The sequence below is a fragment of the Guptibacillus algicola genome, from assembly GCF_020171805.1.
Taxonomy (GTDB): domain Bacteria; phylum Bacillota; class Bacilli; order Bacillales; family Guptibacillaceae; genus Guptibacillus; species Guptibacillus algicola.
In genome coordinates, this window is sequence record NZ_JAIVAF010000003.1 from 746473 (window position 1) to 760952 (window position 14480).

General features: G+C 40.2%; 20 protein-coding genes. 12 read left to right on the forward strand and 8 right to left on the reverse strand.

The features are described 5' to 3' along the window. Window positions 1–311: 311 nt before the first annotated feature. Window positions 312–1190 carry a polysaccharide deacetylase family protein gene (locus tag LCM09_RS11440; protein WP_224881698.1) on the forward strand — a complete coding sequence of 293 codons (879 nt, stop codon included), beginning with the start codon at window positions 312–314 and terminating at the stop codon, window positions 1188–1190. An 80-nt stretch (window positions 1191–1270) separates the two neighbouring features. Here the strand turns inward: LCM09_RS11440 and LCM09_RS11445 are convergent, their stop codons facing one another. Beyond that, a complete protein-coding gene (locus tag LCM09_RS11445) occupies window positions 1271–1657 on the reverse strand; it encodes a DUF1885 family protein (RefSeq protein ID WP_224881699.1) in 387 nt (128 codons plus the stop codon). A gap of 243 nt (window positions 1658–1900) precedes the next feature. Between LCM09_RS11445 and LCM09_RS11450 the strand changes: the two genes are divergently transcribed. Next, window positions 1901–2014, forward strand: coding sequence for a GapA-binding peptide SR1P (locus LCM09_RS11450; protein ID WP_224881701.1), 114 nt, complete (start codon window positions 1901–1903; stop codon window positions 2012–2014). A gap of 41 nt (window positions 2015–2055) precedes the next feature. On the opposite strand, the gene LCM09_RS11455 is transcribed toward LCM09_RS11450, so the two are convergent. Continuing rightward, on the reverse strand, window positions 2056–3531 hold the full coding sequence (locus tag LCM09_RS11455) for an aminotransferase class I/II-fold pyridoxal phosphate-dependent enzyme (RefSeq protein WP_224882976.1): 1476 nt from the start codon (window positions 3529–3531) through the stop codon (window positions 2056–2058). A gap of 221 nt (window positions 3532–3752) precedes the next feature. Here LCM09_RS11455 and LCM09_RS11460 point away from each other — a divergent pair, with 221 nt between their 5' ends. Together LCM09_RS11460 and LCM09_RS11465 are read left to right on the forward strand one after the other, a co-directional pair. Further along, window positions 3753–4730: an NAD(P)H-dependent flavin oxidoreductase gene (locus LCM09_RS11460; RefSeq protein WP_224881703.1), complete on the forward strand. Its 978-nt coding sequence runs from the start codon at window positions 3753–3755 to the stop codon at window positions 4728–4730. Further along, window positions 4727–4999 (forward strand): UPF0223 family protein, encoded by a 273-nt coding sequence (locus tag LCM09_RS11465; protein ID WP_224881705.1) that lies wholly within the window; start codon window positions 4727–4729, stop codon window positions 4997–4999. The genes LCM09_RS11460 and LCM09_RS11465 overlap by 4 nt, the downstream gene beginning before the upstream one ends. A gap of 11 nt (window positions 5000–5010) precedes the next feature. On the opposite strand, the gene LCM09_RS11470 is transcribed toward LCM09_RS11465, so the two are convergent. Beyond that, complete coding sequence (locus LCM09_RS11470; protein ID WP_224881707.1) at window positions 5011–5652, reverse strand: DUF1054 domain-containing protein; 642 nt, start codon at window positions 5650–5652, stop codon at window positions 5011–5013. Window positions 5653–5916: 264 nt separating this feature from the next. Here LCM09_RS11470 and LCM09_RS11475 point away from each other — a divergent pair, with 264 nt between their 5' ends. The 3 genes from LCM09_RS11475 to LCM09_RS11485 all read left to right on the forward strand — a co-directional run bounded on the left by LCM09_RS11475 (window position 5917) and on the right by LCM09_RS11485 (window position 7482). After that, the gene (locus tag LCM09_RS11475; RefSeq protein ID WP_224881709.1) at window positions 5917–6105 is read left to right on the forward strand and encodes a hypothetical protein; all 189 of its coding nucleotides are present in this window, start codon (window positions 5917–5919) and stop codon (window positions 6103–6105) included. 85 nt (window positions 6106–6190) lie between these two features. After that, window positions 6191–7030, forward strand: coding sequence for an inositol monophosphatase family protein (locus LCM09_RS11480; RefSeq protein WP_224881711.1), 840 nt, complete (start codon window positions 6191–6193; stop codon window positions 7028–7030). After that, complete coding sequence (locus LCM09_RS11485) at window positions 7030–7482, forward strand: GNAT family N-acetyltransferase (RefSeq protein ID WP_224881713.1); 453 nt, start codon at window positions 7030–7032, stop codon at window positions 7480–7482. The genes LCM09_RS11480 and LCM09_RS11485 overlap by 1 nt, the downstream gene beginning before the upstream one ends. 315 nt (window positions 7483–7797) lie before the next feature. Here LCM09_RS11485 and LCM09_RS11490 read toward each other — a convergent pair whose 3' ends face one another. Beyond that, window positions 7798–7971 carry a DUF5325 family protein gene (locus LCM09_RS11490; RefSeq protein ID WP_224881715.1) on the reverse strand — a complete coding sequence of 58 codons (174 nt, stop codon included), beginning with the start codon at window positions 7969–7971 and terminating at the stop codon, window positions 7798–7800. A 148-nt stretch (window positions 7972–8119) separates the two neighbouring features. Between LCM09_RS11490 and typA the strand changes: the two genes are divergently transcribed. The 3 genes from typA (at window position 8120) to LCM09_RS11505 (ending at window position 10649) form a co-directional block, all read left to right on the forward strand. Beyond that, window positions 8120–9952 carry a translational GTPase TypA gene (typA, locus tag LCM09_RS11495; protein WP_224881724.1) on the forward strand — a complete coding sequence of 611 codons (1833 nt, stop codon included), beginning with the start codon at window positions 8120–8122 and terminating at the stop codon, window positions 9950–9952. Between the two features lie 73 nt (window positions 9953–10025). Continuing rightward, window positions 10026–10352, forward strand: coding sequence for a YlaH-like family protein (locus LCM09_RS11500; RefSeq protein WP_224881725.1), 327 nt, complete (start codon window positions 10026–10028; stop codon window positions 10350–10352). A 24-nt stretch (window positions 10353–10376) separates the two neighbouring features. Next, window positions 10377–10649 carry a hypothetical protein gene (locus LCM09_RS11505; RefSeq protein ID WP_224881727.1) on the forward strand — a complete coding sequence of 91 codons (273 nt, stop codon included), beginning with the start codon at window positions 10377–10379 and terminating at the stop codon, window positions 10647–10649. A gap of 40 nt (window positions 10650–10689) precedes the next feature. Here LCM09_RS11505 and LCM09_RS11510 read toward each other — a convergent pair whose 3' ends face one another. Then, window positions 10690–11205 (reverse strand): hypothetical protein, encoded by a 516-nt coding sequence (locus LCM09_RS11510; protein ID WP_224881728.1) that lies wholly within the window; start codon window positions 11203–11205, stop codon window positions 10690–10692. After that, complete coding sequence (locus LCM09_RS11515) at window positions 11117–11317, reverse strand: YlaI family protein (protein WP_224881730.1); 201 nt, start codon at window positions 11315–11317, stop codon at window positions 11117–11119. Before LCM09_RS11515 ends, LCM09_RS11510 begins: the two co-directional genes overlap by 89 nt. A 100-nt stretch (window positions 11318–11417) precedes the next feature. Between LCM09_RS11515 and LCM09_RS11520 the strand changes: the two genes are divergently transcribed. After that, window positions 11418–11885: a pyridoxamine 5'-phosphate oxidase family protein gene (locus LCM09_RS11520; protein ID WP_224881731.1), complete on the forward strand. Its 468-nt coding sequence runs from the start codon at window positions 11418–11420 to the stop codon at window positions 11883–11885. A gap of 18 nt (window positions 11886–11903) precedes the next feature. Here LCM09_RS11520 and LCM09_RS11525 read toward each other — a convergent pair whose 3' ends face one another. Then, window positions 11904–12485 carry a YhcN/YlaJ family sporulation lipoprotein gene (locus LCM09_RS11525; RefSeq protein WP_224881733.1) on the reverse strand — a complete coding sequence of 194 codons (582 nt, stop codon included), beginning with the start codon at window positions 12483–12485 and terminating at the stop codon, window positions 11904–11906. A 171-nt stretch (window positions 12486–12656) separates the two neighbouring features. On the opposite strand from LCM09_RS11525, the gene LCM09_RS11530 reads away from it, so the two are divergent. Next, window positions 12657–13985, forward strand: coding sequence for a PhoH family protein (locus tag LCM09_RS11530; RefSeq protein ID WP_224881735.1), 1329 nt, complete (start codon window positions 12657–12659; stop codon window positions 13983–13985). On the opposite strand, the gene LCM09_RS11535 is transcribed toward LCM09_RS11530, so the two are convergent. Then, on the reverse strand, window positions 13982–14476 hold the full coding sequence (locus LCM09_RS11535) for a peptidyl-prolyl cis-trans isomerase (RefSeq protein ID WP_224881737.1): 495 nt from the start codon (window positions 14474–14476) through the stop codon (window positions 13982–13984). The genes LCM09_RS11530 and LCM09_RS11535 overlap by 4 nt on opposite strands. Window positions 14477–14480: the final 4 nt, after the last annotated feature.

Genomic DNA, 14480 nt, shown 5'->3' on the forward strand with positions numbered 1-14480 from the left:
ATCTTCCGGGTAATGTAAGAGATAAATAAATACTATGTGTACTAAATGTTGCCCCCGGGTTCAGAAAAATATGCGAACGTTTAACACGACCCCTGATTTTACTTAGCCAAATATTCGGTCCAGAAAAAGGCACGTTGTCTAGTATATGGGTTGAAATTTAGCTTGTAAAGTATTTTAGCATGTCAGAAGATAAGTCAGAATAATGTCGAAATTTGAAAAATATGATTGGTTAAATGTGACATTCTTCTCTTTCTACTTTCAATACATTCGTTTATGATTAGAAAAGACTAGATGTAGGGGAGAGGGAGAGAATGAAGAAAGTAATTCAATTATTATCGGTGCTTGTATTAATTCTGCTTGCTGCATGTTCAACCGATGCAAACTCAAATGCTGAAGAAAGCGCAAGCGAAAAAGACAAAGAAGTTGCAACTAACGAAGAAAGTCAGAATTCAGAAGGAAACAACAAAGAAGATAATAAGGAAGAAGATAATAAAAAAGAAGAAAACAAGGAAGAAACGAAAGAGGAAGAAACAAAACCTGAGGAAGAAGTAGAAAAGAAGTATGCGTTGAATCCGGCTTTCTGGGGGTTAGAACCAATTGGCGATGCTGAGTCTGAGGCTGTTCTTCTTACCATTGATGATGCTCCAGATAAGCATGCGGTCGAAATGGCGAAAACGCTAAAAGAAATTGATGCACCAGCTATCTTCTTTGTTAATGGTCATTTTATGGATACAGAAGAAGAAAAAGCGAATGTAAAAGAAATTCATGATATGGGATTTGAGATTGGAAATCACACGATGAGCCACTCGGACTTAAAATCTCTATCTGAAGAAAAACAGCGTGAGGAAATCGTAAAGTTAAATGATATGATTGAAGAAGTTATCGGCGAGCGTCCGAAATTCTTCAGAGCTCCTTTCGGATCTAATACTGACTTTTCAAAAGCATTAGTAAAAGAGGAAGGCATGCTGTTGATGAACTGGACTTACGGGTATGATTGGAATAAAGAATACCAAAACAAGGCAGCGATTACGGATATCATGGTGAATTCACCGCTTCTACAAGATGGTGCAAACTTATTGATGCATGATAGAGATTGGACTGCTGCAGGTCTAGCGGATATTGTGAAAGGTTTAAGAGACAAAGGATATAGCATGATCGATCCAGAAACGATTGATACTGAATTAGAATAACGCGTTTAGATAAAAGACTGTCGAGAAATCCTGTGGCAGTCTTTTTTCAATTCCAATTAAATAACCAGCCACATGGCTGGTTATTTCTTCGAGTGATACATCGTTCTTCCATTAAATAATGTTAAGTTTCCGTTGATTTTTTTCGCTAGGAATTTACAGATTTCATTAGCCTTCGATTTGTCTCCATGTGTTGCATAATCCGGTAAGACGACTTGAATGCCGTCTTTCGTTAGTCCAATAACCATTCCGCGATATTCCTCTGTTGTTCCTTTTAAGTAGAACCAGTTATCCGATTCATCCGTTGATTGGTCCATTATGTTATACGGAAATGCAGAAGCCCCATAATTCCAAGAAAGCTGTTCTCCTGTTTTGTTTGTTATTTCTTTATAATAGGTGAGAAACGATTTGACTGAATTTAAATCCAATTGATCGTGAGAATTAGGAACAATATAGGCACTCTGTGGCAAGCTTGATTCCTCCTCTCCTATAGGTATAGTTTACCTGTGGTTTCGTATTCTGACAATTAGTTTTGACGGGATTTTTATAAAGAGTATAACCTATTGCATTCGTCCGCCTAATATCACTAAAAATTGGAACAAACCTTATCAATGTGATATACAATATAGTATTGACAAATTAATTGTGACACACTATTATGGAGATAAGCAAAACGGAAGCGTTTTCAAAACTTACTTTGAGGGGTGTTAGATATGGGAATTATCATATGCCAAACGTGTGAAAAAACGATTGATCATGTACTTGAAGATAAAGTGAGTACATTGTATAGCAGATGTCCAGAATGCAACAAGAAGGATCGAAAATAATTATATAATAAGGAAGAGGTGGCTAAGCAGCCACCTCTTCCTTATTTAATTGCTTTATATTCTTTAATGACTCGTAACGTTTTCAATTCATCGTCTTCAGGACCTTGAACAGGCAATCCAGCTTCGATGTTCTCTTCGATATACTGAAGGTTTTCTTCTGTTATGATCTCACCAGGGATATAGATTGGAATACCCGGAGGATATACCATGATAAATTCAGCGATAACTCTACCAGCTGATTCCTCGATAGGGACGATCTCTGTATCAGAATAGAATGCATCTCTTGGAGAAACGGCTAGGACTGGAATATCCGGTACATGAACAGCGAATAGTTTTGGATTCGACCCCACTGCCTCTCTGAAAGCTTCAACCATATCTTTCAAAGCGTAAACAAGTGCTGAAGTTGTTTCTTCGTTGTCCCCAGGCGTGACAATACATAGGATGTTGTATAAGTCAGAAAGCTCAACTTCAAGGTTCGCTTCTTTCCGCAACCAGATCTCTGCTTCATATCCAGTAATTCCGAGGTCATGAACTGAAACGATCAACTTAGTAGGATCATAATCATATGTTGCATTTGTGCCGATTATTTCATCTCCTACACAGTAGAGAGGTGAAATATTATTGATTTGATTCCGCGTTTTTTCAGCGAGACGTACGGCTTGTTCCACGAGTTCATACCCTTCAGTAGCTAACCGCTTACGGGCTACATCAAGTGATGCAAGTAATAAGTATGAAGTGGAGGTGGTCGTTAGCATACTGATGATCGTTTGCACGCGTTTTGCAGATACAAGACCTTCTTTTACATTCAGTACAGAACTTTGGGTCATCGAACCACCTAGCTTATGCACGCTTGTTGCTGCCATATCAGCGCCAGCTTGCATTGCAGAAAGAGGGAGGCGATCATGGAAGTGAATGTGAACACCATGTGCTTCATCGACAAGTACCGGTACTTCATAGTTATGTGCGATGGACACGATCTCTTCGAGGTTTGCAGAAATTCCAAAGTACGTTGGGTTAATAACAAGTACGCCTTTAGCATCTGGGTGCTGTGCTAACGCTTTGCTAACAGCTTCAGGTGTGATGCCGTGTGAGATCCCTAGCTTAGGGTCGATTTCCGGATGGATAAAAACAGGAGTAGCACCTGAAAAAATAATAGCGGACATCACAGATTTATGAACGTTCCGTGGTACGATGATTTTATCACCAGGTGAACAAACCGCCATGACCATCGTCATGATCGCGCCACTTGTTCCTTGTACGGAAAAGAATGTAGCATCAGCACCAAATGCTTCAGCTGCAAGATCTTGAGCTTCTTTAATCATCCCGTGTGGATGATGGAGGTCATCTAATGGACCAATATTGATCAAGTCGATCGAAAGGGCATTATCACCAATAAAAGCTCGGAATTCAGGGTCCATTCCTGTTCCTTTTTTATGTCCAGGTATATGAAATTGAATTGGGTTTTTGTTAGCATGTTCTAATAATCCTGTGAATAACGGTGTTTCGTTTTGTTGCAAATCAAGCACCTCTTTATCTATACTCTGTAACGAAGAATTCCTTGTCGAATGACAATAGGAAGGAATTTTTACGAAAAAACAATAAATGCCATAAACAAACTGAGTATAATCACATAATTCATTATTTGCAAGTTTTATTTTGAGTACCCAACTGCCATCCTTTCGAGAGAGGGTTTTTTAACTAAATTCTAGAACATTGTAAGAAAAGGAGGAGATGGCTAGTGAATTGGAATACTCGTTTAACAACACTACTTGGTATCGAAAGACCGATCGTTCAAGGTGGTCTCGCATATTTAGCTTATCATGAACTTGCTTCTGCAGTAAGCAACGCGGGTGGTCTTGGACAACTGACGGCGATGTCTATGAACTCACCTGAGCTGCTAAAGGAAGAAATCAGACTAACAAAAAGCAAGACCTTAAATCCGTTTGGGGTAAACTTTGCGATTGGACAGCACGGAAGACCGTTTGAAGAGATGGTTGAGGCTGCACTTGAAGAAGGGATCGACATCATCTCAGTAACTGGCGGGAATCCTAAGCCAGTCTTCGACATGGTGAGGGGTACGAATACGAAGGTGCTCGTCTTGACTGCCGGTAAAAGACAAGCCGTCAAAGCAGAAGAACTTGGTGCTGATGCCGTAATGGTCGTTGGACAAGAAGGTGGAGGGCACCTTGGTAAAGATGACACGAGTACGATGGTCCTTGTACCCCAAGTTGTGAGCGCGGTAAGTATTCCTGTTATTGCTTCAGGTGGTATTGGAGATGGCAGAGGACTGATGGCTGCGCTAGCTCTAGGTGCAGAAGGAGTCGAGATGGGAACTAGATTTATTGCAACAAAAGAATGTACTCACGCCCATGAGTCTTATAAGAATCGAATTATTACTAGTAAAGAAACAGATACTGTTATTATAAAAAGAAGCCTCGGTGCCCCGGCAAGAGTAATACGCAATCAATTCGCTGAACGTATACAAGAAATAGAGTCGAGAGATGAGGGGTATGAGAGTCTTAAAGAATACATAAGCGGTGAAGCCAACAAGCGTTTTATTTATGATGGGAAAGACGAAGATGGTTTTGCTTGGGCAGGTCAAGTAATCGGGTCGATTCATGATGTTCCAACAGTGAAGGAGCTATTTGATCGGTTTGATGATGACGCAAGTAAAGTAATTGAAAAATGGAGTGAGCAGAAAGGGGTAAGATCATGAACGTGCAATATCCAATATCGATCGATTGGAGCAAAGAGGAAGTGATCAAGGTTGTTCAATTTTTTCAAACGGTAGAGAAAGCATATGATAATGGAGTAAGTAAAGGAGAGGTGCTCAGCACTTATTCAGATTTCAAACAAGTTGTACCTTCTAAATCAGAAGAGAAGCAAATGTTTAAGCAGTTTGATAAGGACACTGGCTTTTCAACCTATCATACGGTTAAGGAAGCGAAAGAAACAGAGCGGGAAAAGGTTATGATGAATAAGTAAAGGAGGGGTGTTTACCCCTCCTTTGTTATTTCCTCTTTCATCGACATGTGGTAGATCGGTACAAGTGTTTCAAATGTGTTTTTGACCTCTTGAATGAAGGCTTCTCCATCTGCTAATAACGGGTCATCACTTTTGAAGTGTCTGCCTATTAGAAACTCGCCTTTTTTCACGTCTCTGAAACGAGTTAATGCATCTTCAAGATTCACGTCGTGGATAGATTTGCTTGCAGATTTTTTTGTGTGATCAGTTGAGACCATATAAGAAGCAGGAATGGTTTCTTTTAATTGACCAATATTCGATAGCATCATAGATGCCATGTCTTTTTTGCCAGGAAGTTCATAAATATAAGCTAACCAAACAAATACATGATCATCGAAAAGTCCAATTTGAAAATGGGGATGTTTTTTGTACCCACGGTTGTTGTGTGAGAAGGCCATCCATGTATCAGCTGGTGGATTTTTCGTTCTCCTCAAATGTCTCGCGATATGAAGATACATCTCATTACCTACAAGAACTTCAAGGTCACTCTTTATTTCATTGCTTATTTCTTCGAACTTAGGCTGGATGCGTGTTTGAATTGCTTCCATCCGTGGTTCGAGACCGTCGATATCAAACGTCTCAAAATCCTTTGTTGAAAACCCTTTGAATGACATAATTTCCTCCAATTAGCCAAGATTTTATGAAAATAGTGTACCATAAAACGACAAAATGTATGAAAGATGACGAACTATGCGCACTTAAATGTTTGAAAGTTAGGTGAAAGAGGAAAAATACTACTAAATAAAGAGGTTGCATACTTCGCCTTCGAGGCATAAGATAAAGTAAGCAAAAGCAGAAAAGTCAGAATATTCAGTCTTGTACCTTGACAGTCACAGGCTACTGCTTTGACGAAAACTTTGAGAGGGGTGTAGGTTACCATGAAACAGGTGATTCAATCTTTGCAGAGAAATGAAGCAGAGAAGCGTATTCCGGTTTTGAAGATGGAAATTGATTATGAGTTGGCAACACTACACGATGCGATGATTGCAAGCGACAAGGATGGAATGGTTAAGTGCAAAGATAAGCTAGAAAAACTAAGACAGGAAATGATTCGTCTCGAAGCTTGAATGTGCGAACCTTGCAAAAAGGTTCGTTTTTTCTTTTTTTCCTGTCATAATAAGAGGATAGACAAAGCTAAAAGGAGTTCGAATCATGACAAAGCAAACGAATATGGAAAACATTTATCAAGATGCAAAGCGATGGATTCGTGAGGCTGGTCAAGACATTATTGCCTCGTTCAAAACTTCCTTCAGCATCCATACGAAAAGCAATCCAAACGATCTTGTGACGGATATTGATAAACAAACTGAGCAATTTTTTATAGAAAAAATTAATACCCATTATCCAGACCATCGAATCATGGGGGAAGAAGGTTTTGGTGATCAAGTCGAAGATACTAAGGGAATTATATGGTTCCTAGATCCGATCGACGGTACAATGAATTTTGTTCACCAGCAAACAAACTTTGCCATCTCGATCGGAATATACGAGGAAGGGATCGGTAAAGTAGCTCTTATATATGATGTTACGAAGGACGAGCTCTATCACTGTAAGAAAGGTGAAGGCCTGTTCATTAATGAAGAGAAGCAAGAAGCTTTACAGCCAGTAGAACTATCCGAGACGTTACTTGCGATAAATGCAACGTGGGTGACAGAGAATCATCGCATCGATCCACGAACATTTTCACCGCTCTTAAAGAAAATCAGAGGGACAAGGTCTTATGGTAGTGCGGCGATCGAAATGGCATATGTAGCAGCAGGAAGGTTAGATGGTTATGTATCATTAAGGCTCGCTCCTTGGGACTTTGCAGCAGGCAAAATTCTGATCGAGGAAGTTGGCGGTGTTTGCACAACTGTTGATAATAAACCGATCGATATTCTTAAAAAGAATACAATTTTCGTCGGAAACGAATCTTTTCACAACCATGTCCAACATCATTATATACAGCCTGCGATCGACCAAAATTTCTATCTTAAGAAGCCATCTTCGTAATGGTAGTAGATGAACCATTTGGACATGAACAAGTTGAGTTGCTGTTTCAATGGACGAGAAGTGATGAAACATGGTACTTAAACGAGTTAGGCAGGCAACCGACAAAATCTGAATTGATTTCTTATATTCAAACGTATAATGGTTTCGGATGTAAGTGGACGAAATGGATGCAAGAGGGTGAACCAGTTGCGGTGAGCTGTGTACATCCACATGCTCCATCTAATAAGAAACCATGGATCGGTACGATTGTGGTTAACCCGAAAATGAGAAGAGAAGGAATCGGAAAGGCAGTTATCGCTAAACACAGACAAGTGATGAATAACGTAGTCTTTGCTGGTCTTCCATATGAATGCATCGCTTGGAGTATCTTTCTAGGAAAGTGCGGGTTTGAACAATACGGAATAGAAGAAGATGAAGGAAAAGAATATTTGATCATGGTATGTCCTGAGTAACTATCGAAAGAAGTAACATTAAAGAAGTCTCTGTCCATTGACATTTAATATACTAGAGTATCAGTTGTATTTGATTTTCTTTTTATGAATTTATGTATAGATTTTTCACCTAACATCATAGATTGGAGCGAAAGGATGCTCTACTCCTACTGGACGTTCGGGACAGGTGAAATCCCACAGAAGCGTTTTTCAGCGACGAGAAGGCTCACAGCCCACAGAAAGCGAGCATCCTGGAGTGGAAATCAACACCACATCTAGAAATGGAGACTCTCTCAACAATCTAAAAAAGAGTTGTCCCAAAGACAACTCTTTTTACTACTGCTCTGCTTTTCGTTTGATTCGAAAGCCCATACCCATGAAGAATCCCACACTAACAAAAGAAAGCAATGTACCGATCCAGCTTTGTTCAGCTATCGAAACGCCAATTGCGCACATGCTAGTGACTGCCAATATGGCCATTAAAAGTAAAAGGAAATTATGCTTATTCATTCGAAAGCCCCCTTAATACCTATAGTGTACATTAAAGAATCCAATCCTGAAAGGATATAAATTTCTCCTATTGCGATAACTGTGTTATAATGGACTAGTTATTGAGATTATCGTCTTGGATAGGACGAGAATACGAGGAGAGAGTTTAATGCAAATTAGAGAAGATATTCGTAACATAGCGATTATCGCTCACGTTGACCACGGTAAAACGACACTAGTTGATCAGATGTTACACCAATCAGGTACATTCCGTGACAACGAGCAAGTTAATGAGCGTGCGATGGACTCGAATGACCTTGAAAGAGAACGCGGGATTACAATCCTTGCTAAAAATACTGCAATTAATTATGAAGACAAGCGAATCAACATTATGGATACTCCTGGACACGCAGACTTCGGTGGTGAAGTAGAACGTATCATGAAGATGGTAGACGGTGTTCTACTTGTTGTAGATGCGTATGAAGGTTGTATGCCTCAAACACGCTTTGTTCTTAAAAAAGCGCTAGAGCAGAAGCTTACACCAATCGTAGTATTGAACAAAATTGACCGCCCTGCTGCAAGACCAGCAGAAGTAGTTGACGAAGTTATCGATTTATTTATCGATCTAGGCGCTGATGAAGATCAGTTGGACTTCCCAGTTGTTTATGCTTCAGCAATCAACGGTACAGCAAGCGCTGACCCTGAGAAGCAAGACGACAACATGAAGGTATTGATGGATACAATCATCGATAATATCCCAGCACCGATCGACAATAGTGATGAGCCACTTCAATTTCAGATCACACTTCTTGATTACAACGACTACCTAGGCCGTATTGGTATCGGTCGTATCTTCAGAGGAACGATGAAGGTTGGACAGCAGGTAGCTCTTATGAAGGTCGATGGATCTGTGAAGCAATTTAGAGTAACCAAACTCTTCGGCTTTATTGGGTTGAAACGTGTTGAAATTCAAGAAGCAAAAGCGGGAGATCTTGTAGCGGTATCAGGTATGGAAGAGATCAACGTAGGTGAAACAGTTTGTCCTTACGATCACCAAGATCAGCTTCCAATCCTCCGTATCGATGAGCCTACACTTCAAATGACTTTCCTTGTGAACAACAGTCCATTTGCAGGTAAAGAAGGTAAATATATTACAAGCCGTAAGATCGAAGAACGTCTAAGAGCTCAGCTTGAAACAGACGTAAGTCTTCGCGTTGAAAACACAAATTCTCCAGACGAATGGATCGTTTCAGGACGTGGTGAACTTCACCTATCAATCCTAATCGAGAACATGCGTCGTGAAGGATTCGAGCTTCAGGTATCTAAGCCAGAAGTTATCGTACGTGAAGTAGATGGCGTTGCAAGCGAGCCAGTTGAACGTGTTCAAATCGACGTTCCTGATGACTACACTGGTTCTGTAATGGAATCACTTGGTGAGCGTAAAGGTGAAATGGTTAACATGGTTAACAACGGTTCGGGCCAAGTTCGTCTAGAGTTCATGGTACCTGCACGTGGTTTGATCGGTTATACGACAGAATTCCTTACGCAAACTCGCGGTTACGGAATCTTAAACCATACGTTCGAAACGTATATGCCATTGATCAGCGGTCGCGTTGGCGGACGTCGTCAAGGTGTACTTGTATCGATGGAAAAAGGAAAAGCTTCTGAATACGGAATCATGGGTGTAGAAGATCGTGGTACGATTTTCGTTGAACCTGGTACTGAAGTTTATGAAGGTATGATTGTTGGTGAACACACTCGCGAAAATGACATCACAGTTAACATCGTAAAAGTGAAACAGATGACTAACATGCGTTCAGCAAACAAAGACCAAACAGTTTCTATGAAGAAACCACGCGTTCTTACTCTTGAAGAAGCTCTTGAGTACTTGAATGATGATGAGTATTGCGAAATCACACCAGATTCTATCCGTCTTCGTAAGAAGATCCTTGATAAGAACGAACGTGAAAAGCAAGCGAAAAAGAACAAGCTAGCCCAGTAAGGGTGTCTATGGCGATTCAAAAGGGGCATCCTTTTGAATCGCTTTTTTATGTAGATTTTGTGGAGGTGTCAATGTGAACAATGAAGTCGTTCCATCAGGTGATTTATCATTTTTTGCAAGGCTAGTTGGAATTGAAGAGAATACAACACTAGGCTTTTACTTACTCTATGCCATAATTGTGATTTTATCGATCGTCGTTTATAGACTAGGGTTTGCAAAAAAGTTACCGATCCTTAAAAATGCTGTGATTTACATAATGTTGATCATCGGCTGTTTTCCTCTTACCTTTTTCGGAATTGGGCTACCTGTAGCGGAAGGATTAGTAGCTGCTGCTGTCGTATTAATTATATATAAGGTTCGCCTGAAGCAATCTAAGAAGAATGAGAACGAGGCGGGCTAACGTCAAAACACGCGGGGGGAAGCAGTGAACCTTCAGGATGCGATGTATAATTGGCTAAGCATAAAAAAAGTTGCAGACGAGAGAGAGAGCGACGATGCTGCCCAGGATACGAGAGCTTTTTTTGAGGAAATTTTAATCGAAGATCATGGGATATCTAACATGGATATTGAGGTGAAAGATCCTTATTATATCGTTCATTATGTGAAGAATAATGATCCGAGTAATATGAAGTTCCCGATCGAACTGATCGATGCGCTGTTAACATCCATTCAAAATGAACCGAAATACAATCAATAACATAACAAAAGACGTGCTCTTAGCACGTCTTTCTTAAAAATTACTTTTCATTATACGTATAAACAGCGAATAACACAGCAGCATAGACGGCATGTCCAAGCGTCCAATAGCCTATAGCCACGATATCTGTCAAAGGTGGAGTAGGTTTCTCTGCTAAATATGTCAGAGGAAAGTATAGGAAAACGGTAGGGAGCGTTAGTAGATAAGAGAAGACTACTTGAGCTACCTTTCGTTTATGAAAGTACCTATAACTCCCGATGCTGTACACGACTCCAATGGCTAGTGAGATGATAAGATGAAAGATAAATTCAATCGTTTCAGGCCATTCAATGTTCCCGATAATAGGGATGAAATCAATATTTAGTAACAATGTGTATACGAGGATACCGGTAGAAGCTTCGATTCCTTTTAAAAGAAATCCAAGGATGATGCCGGAAATCGTTCCAGCAATTAGGCCTTCTTTAATTTTACCACTCATCATCGGTCTCTTCTTGATGATAGAGCTTGAAATCGCCGCTTTCTTTTCTCTCGTTTGTGCGAGCTTCAATCCGTTCATGACACGGGTCGCACATATACGTGTGAATTGGTCTGTTGCGAAGTTTCTTAGCAAGTGGGCTACCACTATCAATATTTTCGATTTTGTCACATAAAACACATTTTACACGCACGTTAAACACCTCTCATTTCATGTAGCTAGTATAGCATGAATGAGGCTAGGTTTTGCAGTCCATTGCCTATAGAACTTTTTTAATAACTGGAGGGATAAGGATGCCAAACAAGGTAGAGAATACCCTTTCGAATGAACTACTCTCGATTTTGAAAAAGGAGCAGTATGTTCTTCTTTCGACGATTGATCATGAGACAAAAGGACCAAACGTAAGTGCAATATCTTGGCTTTATGCGGTTGATAATCGCACGATCGTCTTTGCGGTAGATCTTAAATCAAGAATCGTAAAGAATATTCAAGATAATAATCAGGTTTCTATCACTTTGATAGGAAATGAAAGTACGTATTCAATCTCAGGAGCTACAGTGATCGATCAAGAATCGATGAAATCAGTACCTCTAAAACTTGCGAAAGTGACATTGGCGATTAAAGAAGTACGAGACGTCATGTTCTATGGTGCAAAGGTGTCTGTAGAACCTGCATATGAGAAAACATATGATCCAGAAGCAGCTGCGAAGTTAGATCGCTCTGTTATGGCTGAATTAAAGAAAACAGGAGTAACAAGATAAAACCGGCATGAGCCGGTTTTACTTGTCTAAATCCTGTTTTTCTTGTTGTTCTTTCAGTTGTTGTTTCTCATTAGAAGGAAGCTGTTTGTCATTTGTCCTTGTCGGTTCTCGTTCAGATTTATTGATATCACCTGGGACCTCAGGCACGAGTCGACCAACGATGTCAGCCAGTTCTTCCATAATTCCACCTACAGGATGACCTCTTTTAATTTCTGTCGCCATTCGTTTCAAGCGATAAGTCGTATCTGCATCAGCTGTAACAAGTGCATTCGCACCATATGGATCCTTTTGAAGGGCTTCAGCTACTGTGTACTTGATCGAGCTAACCCGTGATCGATCTAGCTTTTCATTTACATCGATGCCAATGACTGCGTACTTCCCAGTAACAACTGCGGTGGCATCATCCACATCTGGCACTTGCTTCGCCACTGTCACAAGGTGTTTGGCGATTTCAGAAGCAGAACGTTCCTCGTTTTCAGGTGTTCTAACGGACTGTTTCACATATTCAACTTTTTCCTGCTTTTCAGCAACTGGCTCATCATTTGTCTGACAAGCTGCTAGCAGGACGAACCCTATCAACAACCATTTACTTCTTCTCATATCAATTCCTCCGAGGTATGTGATCGATTCTTTCATTCACTTCTTTTGTTATTTATTTTCTGAATAACCGTCTAACTTTATACAAAAGTTCATAGATTATACAAACGTAGATAGTCCCAACTGTCATTTGCTACCAGTCACACCAACTATAATCACTCGGGAGGCGAAACGTTGGATAAGGTTTACGTCCTGGATACAAACGTCTTATTACAGGATCCAAATGCCATCTATTCGTTTGATACGAATGAAATCGTTATTCCTGCTGTTGTATTAGAAGAGGTTGATTCAAAGAAGCGATATATGGACGAAATTGGAAGGAACGCAAGACACATCTCACGAATGATCGATGGATTCAGAGAGCGAGGTAAACTTCATTCTTCGATTCCTTTAGAGAATGGCGGGACGCTAAGGATTGAGCTCAATCATCGATCGTTTCAATATTTTCAAGATAAGTTTGTTGAGAAAACAAATGATAATCGTATATTGGCGGTAGCATTAAATTTGTTTTTAGAAGAAGGAAAACAGAAATCTGGTCGAACTGTTATTCTTGTTAGCAAAGATGCGCTTGTGAGAGTAAAAGCAGATGCTCTCGGCATTCAAGCGGAAGACTTCTTAAGTGATCGGGTAGTCGAATTCAATCAGATCTATACGGGTTATGAGGAACGTTATGTCGAGAGTGACCTATTAAACAGCTTCTTTGAACATCACTATATCGATCAAAAGGCATTGAAAGGTAAGCAGCTTTATCCGAACCAATATGTCATCTTGAAAGATCCAGCACATCCTTCTTCATCAGGAATCGGTAAGGTTGATAAGAAGGGTAAGCGGATCGAAAAGACAGCGATGGAAACGGAATACATGTGGGGAATTGGTCCGAGGAATGTCCAGCAACGAATGGCGCTTGATTTACTCGTTAGAAAAGATATCCCGCTCGTTACGTTAGTTGGAAAAGCAGGGACTGGGAAAACACTTCTTACGATAGCTGCTGGGCTCATGCAAACAGAGGATTTGAATCAATATAAAAAGCTCTTCATCGCAAGACCTATCGTACCTGTTGGGAAGGATATTGGATATTTACCTGGTGAGAAAGATGAAAAGTTAAAACCGTGGATGCAGCCGATCTATGATAACCTTGAATACTTATTTAATGTGAAGAAAACAGGGGAATTAGAAAAGATCCTAGCAGGTATAGGATCGATACAAGTAGAGGCGCTTACGTATATTCGTGGGCGAAGCCTCCCAGATCAATACATTATTATCGACGAAGCGCAAAACCTTACGAAGCATGAAGTCAAAACGATCCTTACCAGGGTGGGTGAGGGTAGTAAAATCGTTCTTCTTGGAGATCCACAACAAATTGATCACCCCTATTTAGATGAATATACCAATGGGCTCACATATGTTGTAGAAAAATTTAAAGACCAACCGCTAAGTGGACATGTGAAACTTGAGAAAGGTGAACGATCTCAACTTGCCCGACTTGCGGCTGACCTTCTTTAAATGATGGTAATTCCTGAAATGTTTTTATATGGTGATGAAGCATTTGAACCATCGCCATAATAAAAATGTACTGGTCCATCATCCTTGAGCGGCTTTCCGTTTAGGGCGAAACCTAGAAAGCCGTTCAAAGCTTCTTCAATGGAAAGAATGACGTGTTCGCCGTTATTTGTCTCTAACTGGACTTGATTGCCTTCCACCAAGGGTTCAGCATTCGAAATAAACGGTTCTAGAGGTATCACGTAGCTACCTTTTAAAATTTTTTCTTTTTCAAAGCGCTTTATACTTTGGTTAATAGGTGGTTTAATACCTGTACGTGCTTGTTCGAAGCGTTCTGACTGAGCCTTGATGTAATCGTTCTCATTTTCTTCAGAAGTACGATTGAACTTTAGAAATTCATCAAGCTCAATTTTTCTGTCATCGAATATCCAAACGCTCGCGTCTAGCGTAATCGGATAAGTGACCTTCCCTTTGATTGGAATAATCGTTTCCATATGA

What these genes read in the sequence shown, in the direction of transcription:
- LCM09_RS11440 (WP_224881698.1), top strand. Translation starts at nt 312, where the DNA reads ATGAAGAAAGTAATTCAATTATTATCGGTGCTTGTATTAATTCTGCTT.
- LCM09_RS11450 (WP_224881701.1), top strand. Translation starts at nt 1,901, where the DNA reads ATGGGAATTATCATATGCCAAACGTGTGAAAAAACGATTGATCATGTA.
- LCM09_RS11465 (WP_224881705.1), top strand. Translation starts at nt 4,727, where the DNA reads ATGAACGTGCAATATCCAATATCGATCGATTGGAGCAAAGAGGAAGTG.
- LCM09_RS11470 (WP_224881707.1), bottom strand. Translation starts at nt 5,652, where the DNA reads ATGTCATTCAAAGGGTTTTCAACAAAGGATTTTGAGACGTTTGATATC.
- LCM09_RS11475 (WP_224881709.1), top strand. Translation starts at nt 5,917, where the DNA reads ATGAAACAGGTGATTCAATCTTTGCAGAGAAATGAAGCAGAGAAGCGT.
- LCM09_RS11480 (WP_224881711.1), top strand. Translation starts at nt 6,191, where the DNA reads ATGACAAAGCAAACGAATATGGAAAACATTTATCAAGATGCAAAGCGA.
- LCM09_RS11485 (WP_224881713.1), top strand. Translation starts at nt 7,030, where the DNA reads ATGGTAGTAGATGAACCATTTGGACATGAACAAGTTGAGTTGCTGTTT.
- LCM09_RS11490 (WP_224881715.1), bottom strand. Translation starts at nt 7,971, where the DNA reads ATGAATAAGCATAATTTCCTTTTACTTTTAATGGCCATATTGGCAGTC.
- typA (WP_224881724.1), top strand. Translation starts at nt 8,120, where the DNA reads ATGCAAATTAGAGAAGATATTCGTAACATAGCGATTATCGCTCACGTT.
- LCM09_RS11510 (WP_224881728.1), bottom strand. Translation starts at nt 11,205, where the DNA reads ATGAACGGATTGAAGCTCGCACAAACGAGAGAAAAGAAAGCGGCGATT.
- LCM09_RS11520 (WP_224881731.1), top strand. Translation starts at nt 11,418, where the DNA reads ATGCCAAACAAGGTAGAGAATACCCTTTCGAATGAACTACTCTCGATT.
- LCM09_RS11525 (WP_224881733.1), bottom strand. Translation starts at nt 12,485, where the DNA reads ATGAGAAGAAGTAAATGGTTGTTGATAGGGTTCGTCCTGCTAGCAGCT.
- LCM09_RS11535 (WP_224881737.1), bottom strand. Translation starts at nt 14,476, where the DNA reads ATGGAAACGATTATTCCAATCAAAGGGAAGGTCACTTATCCGATTACG.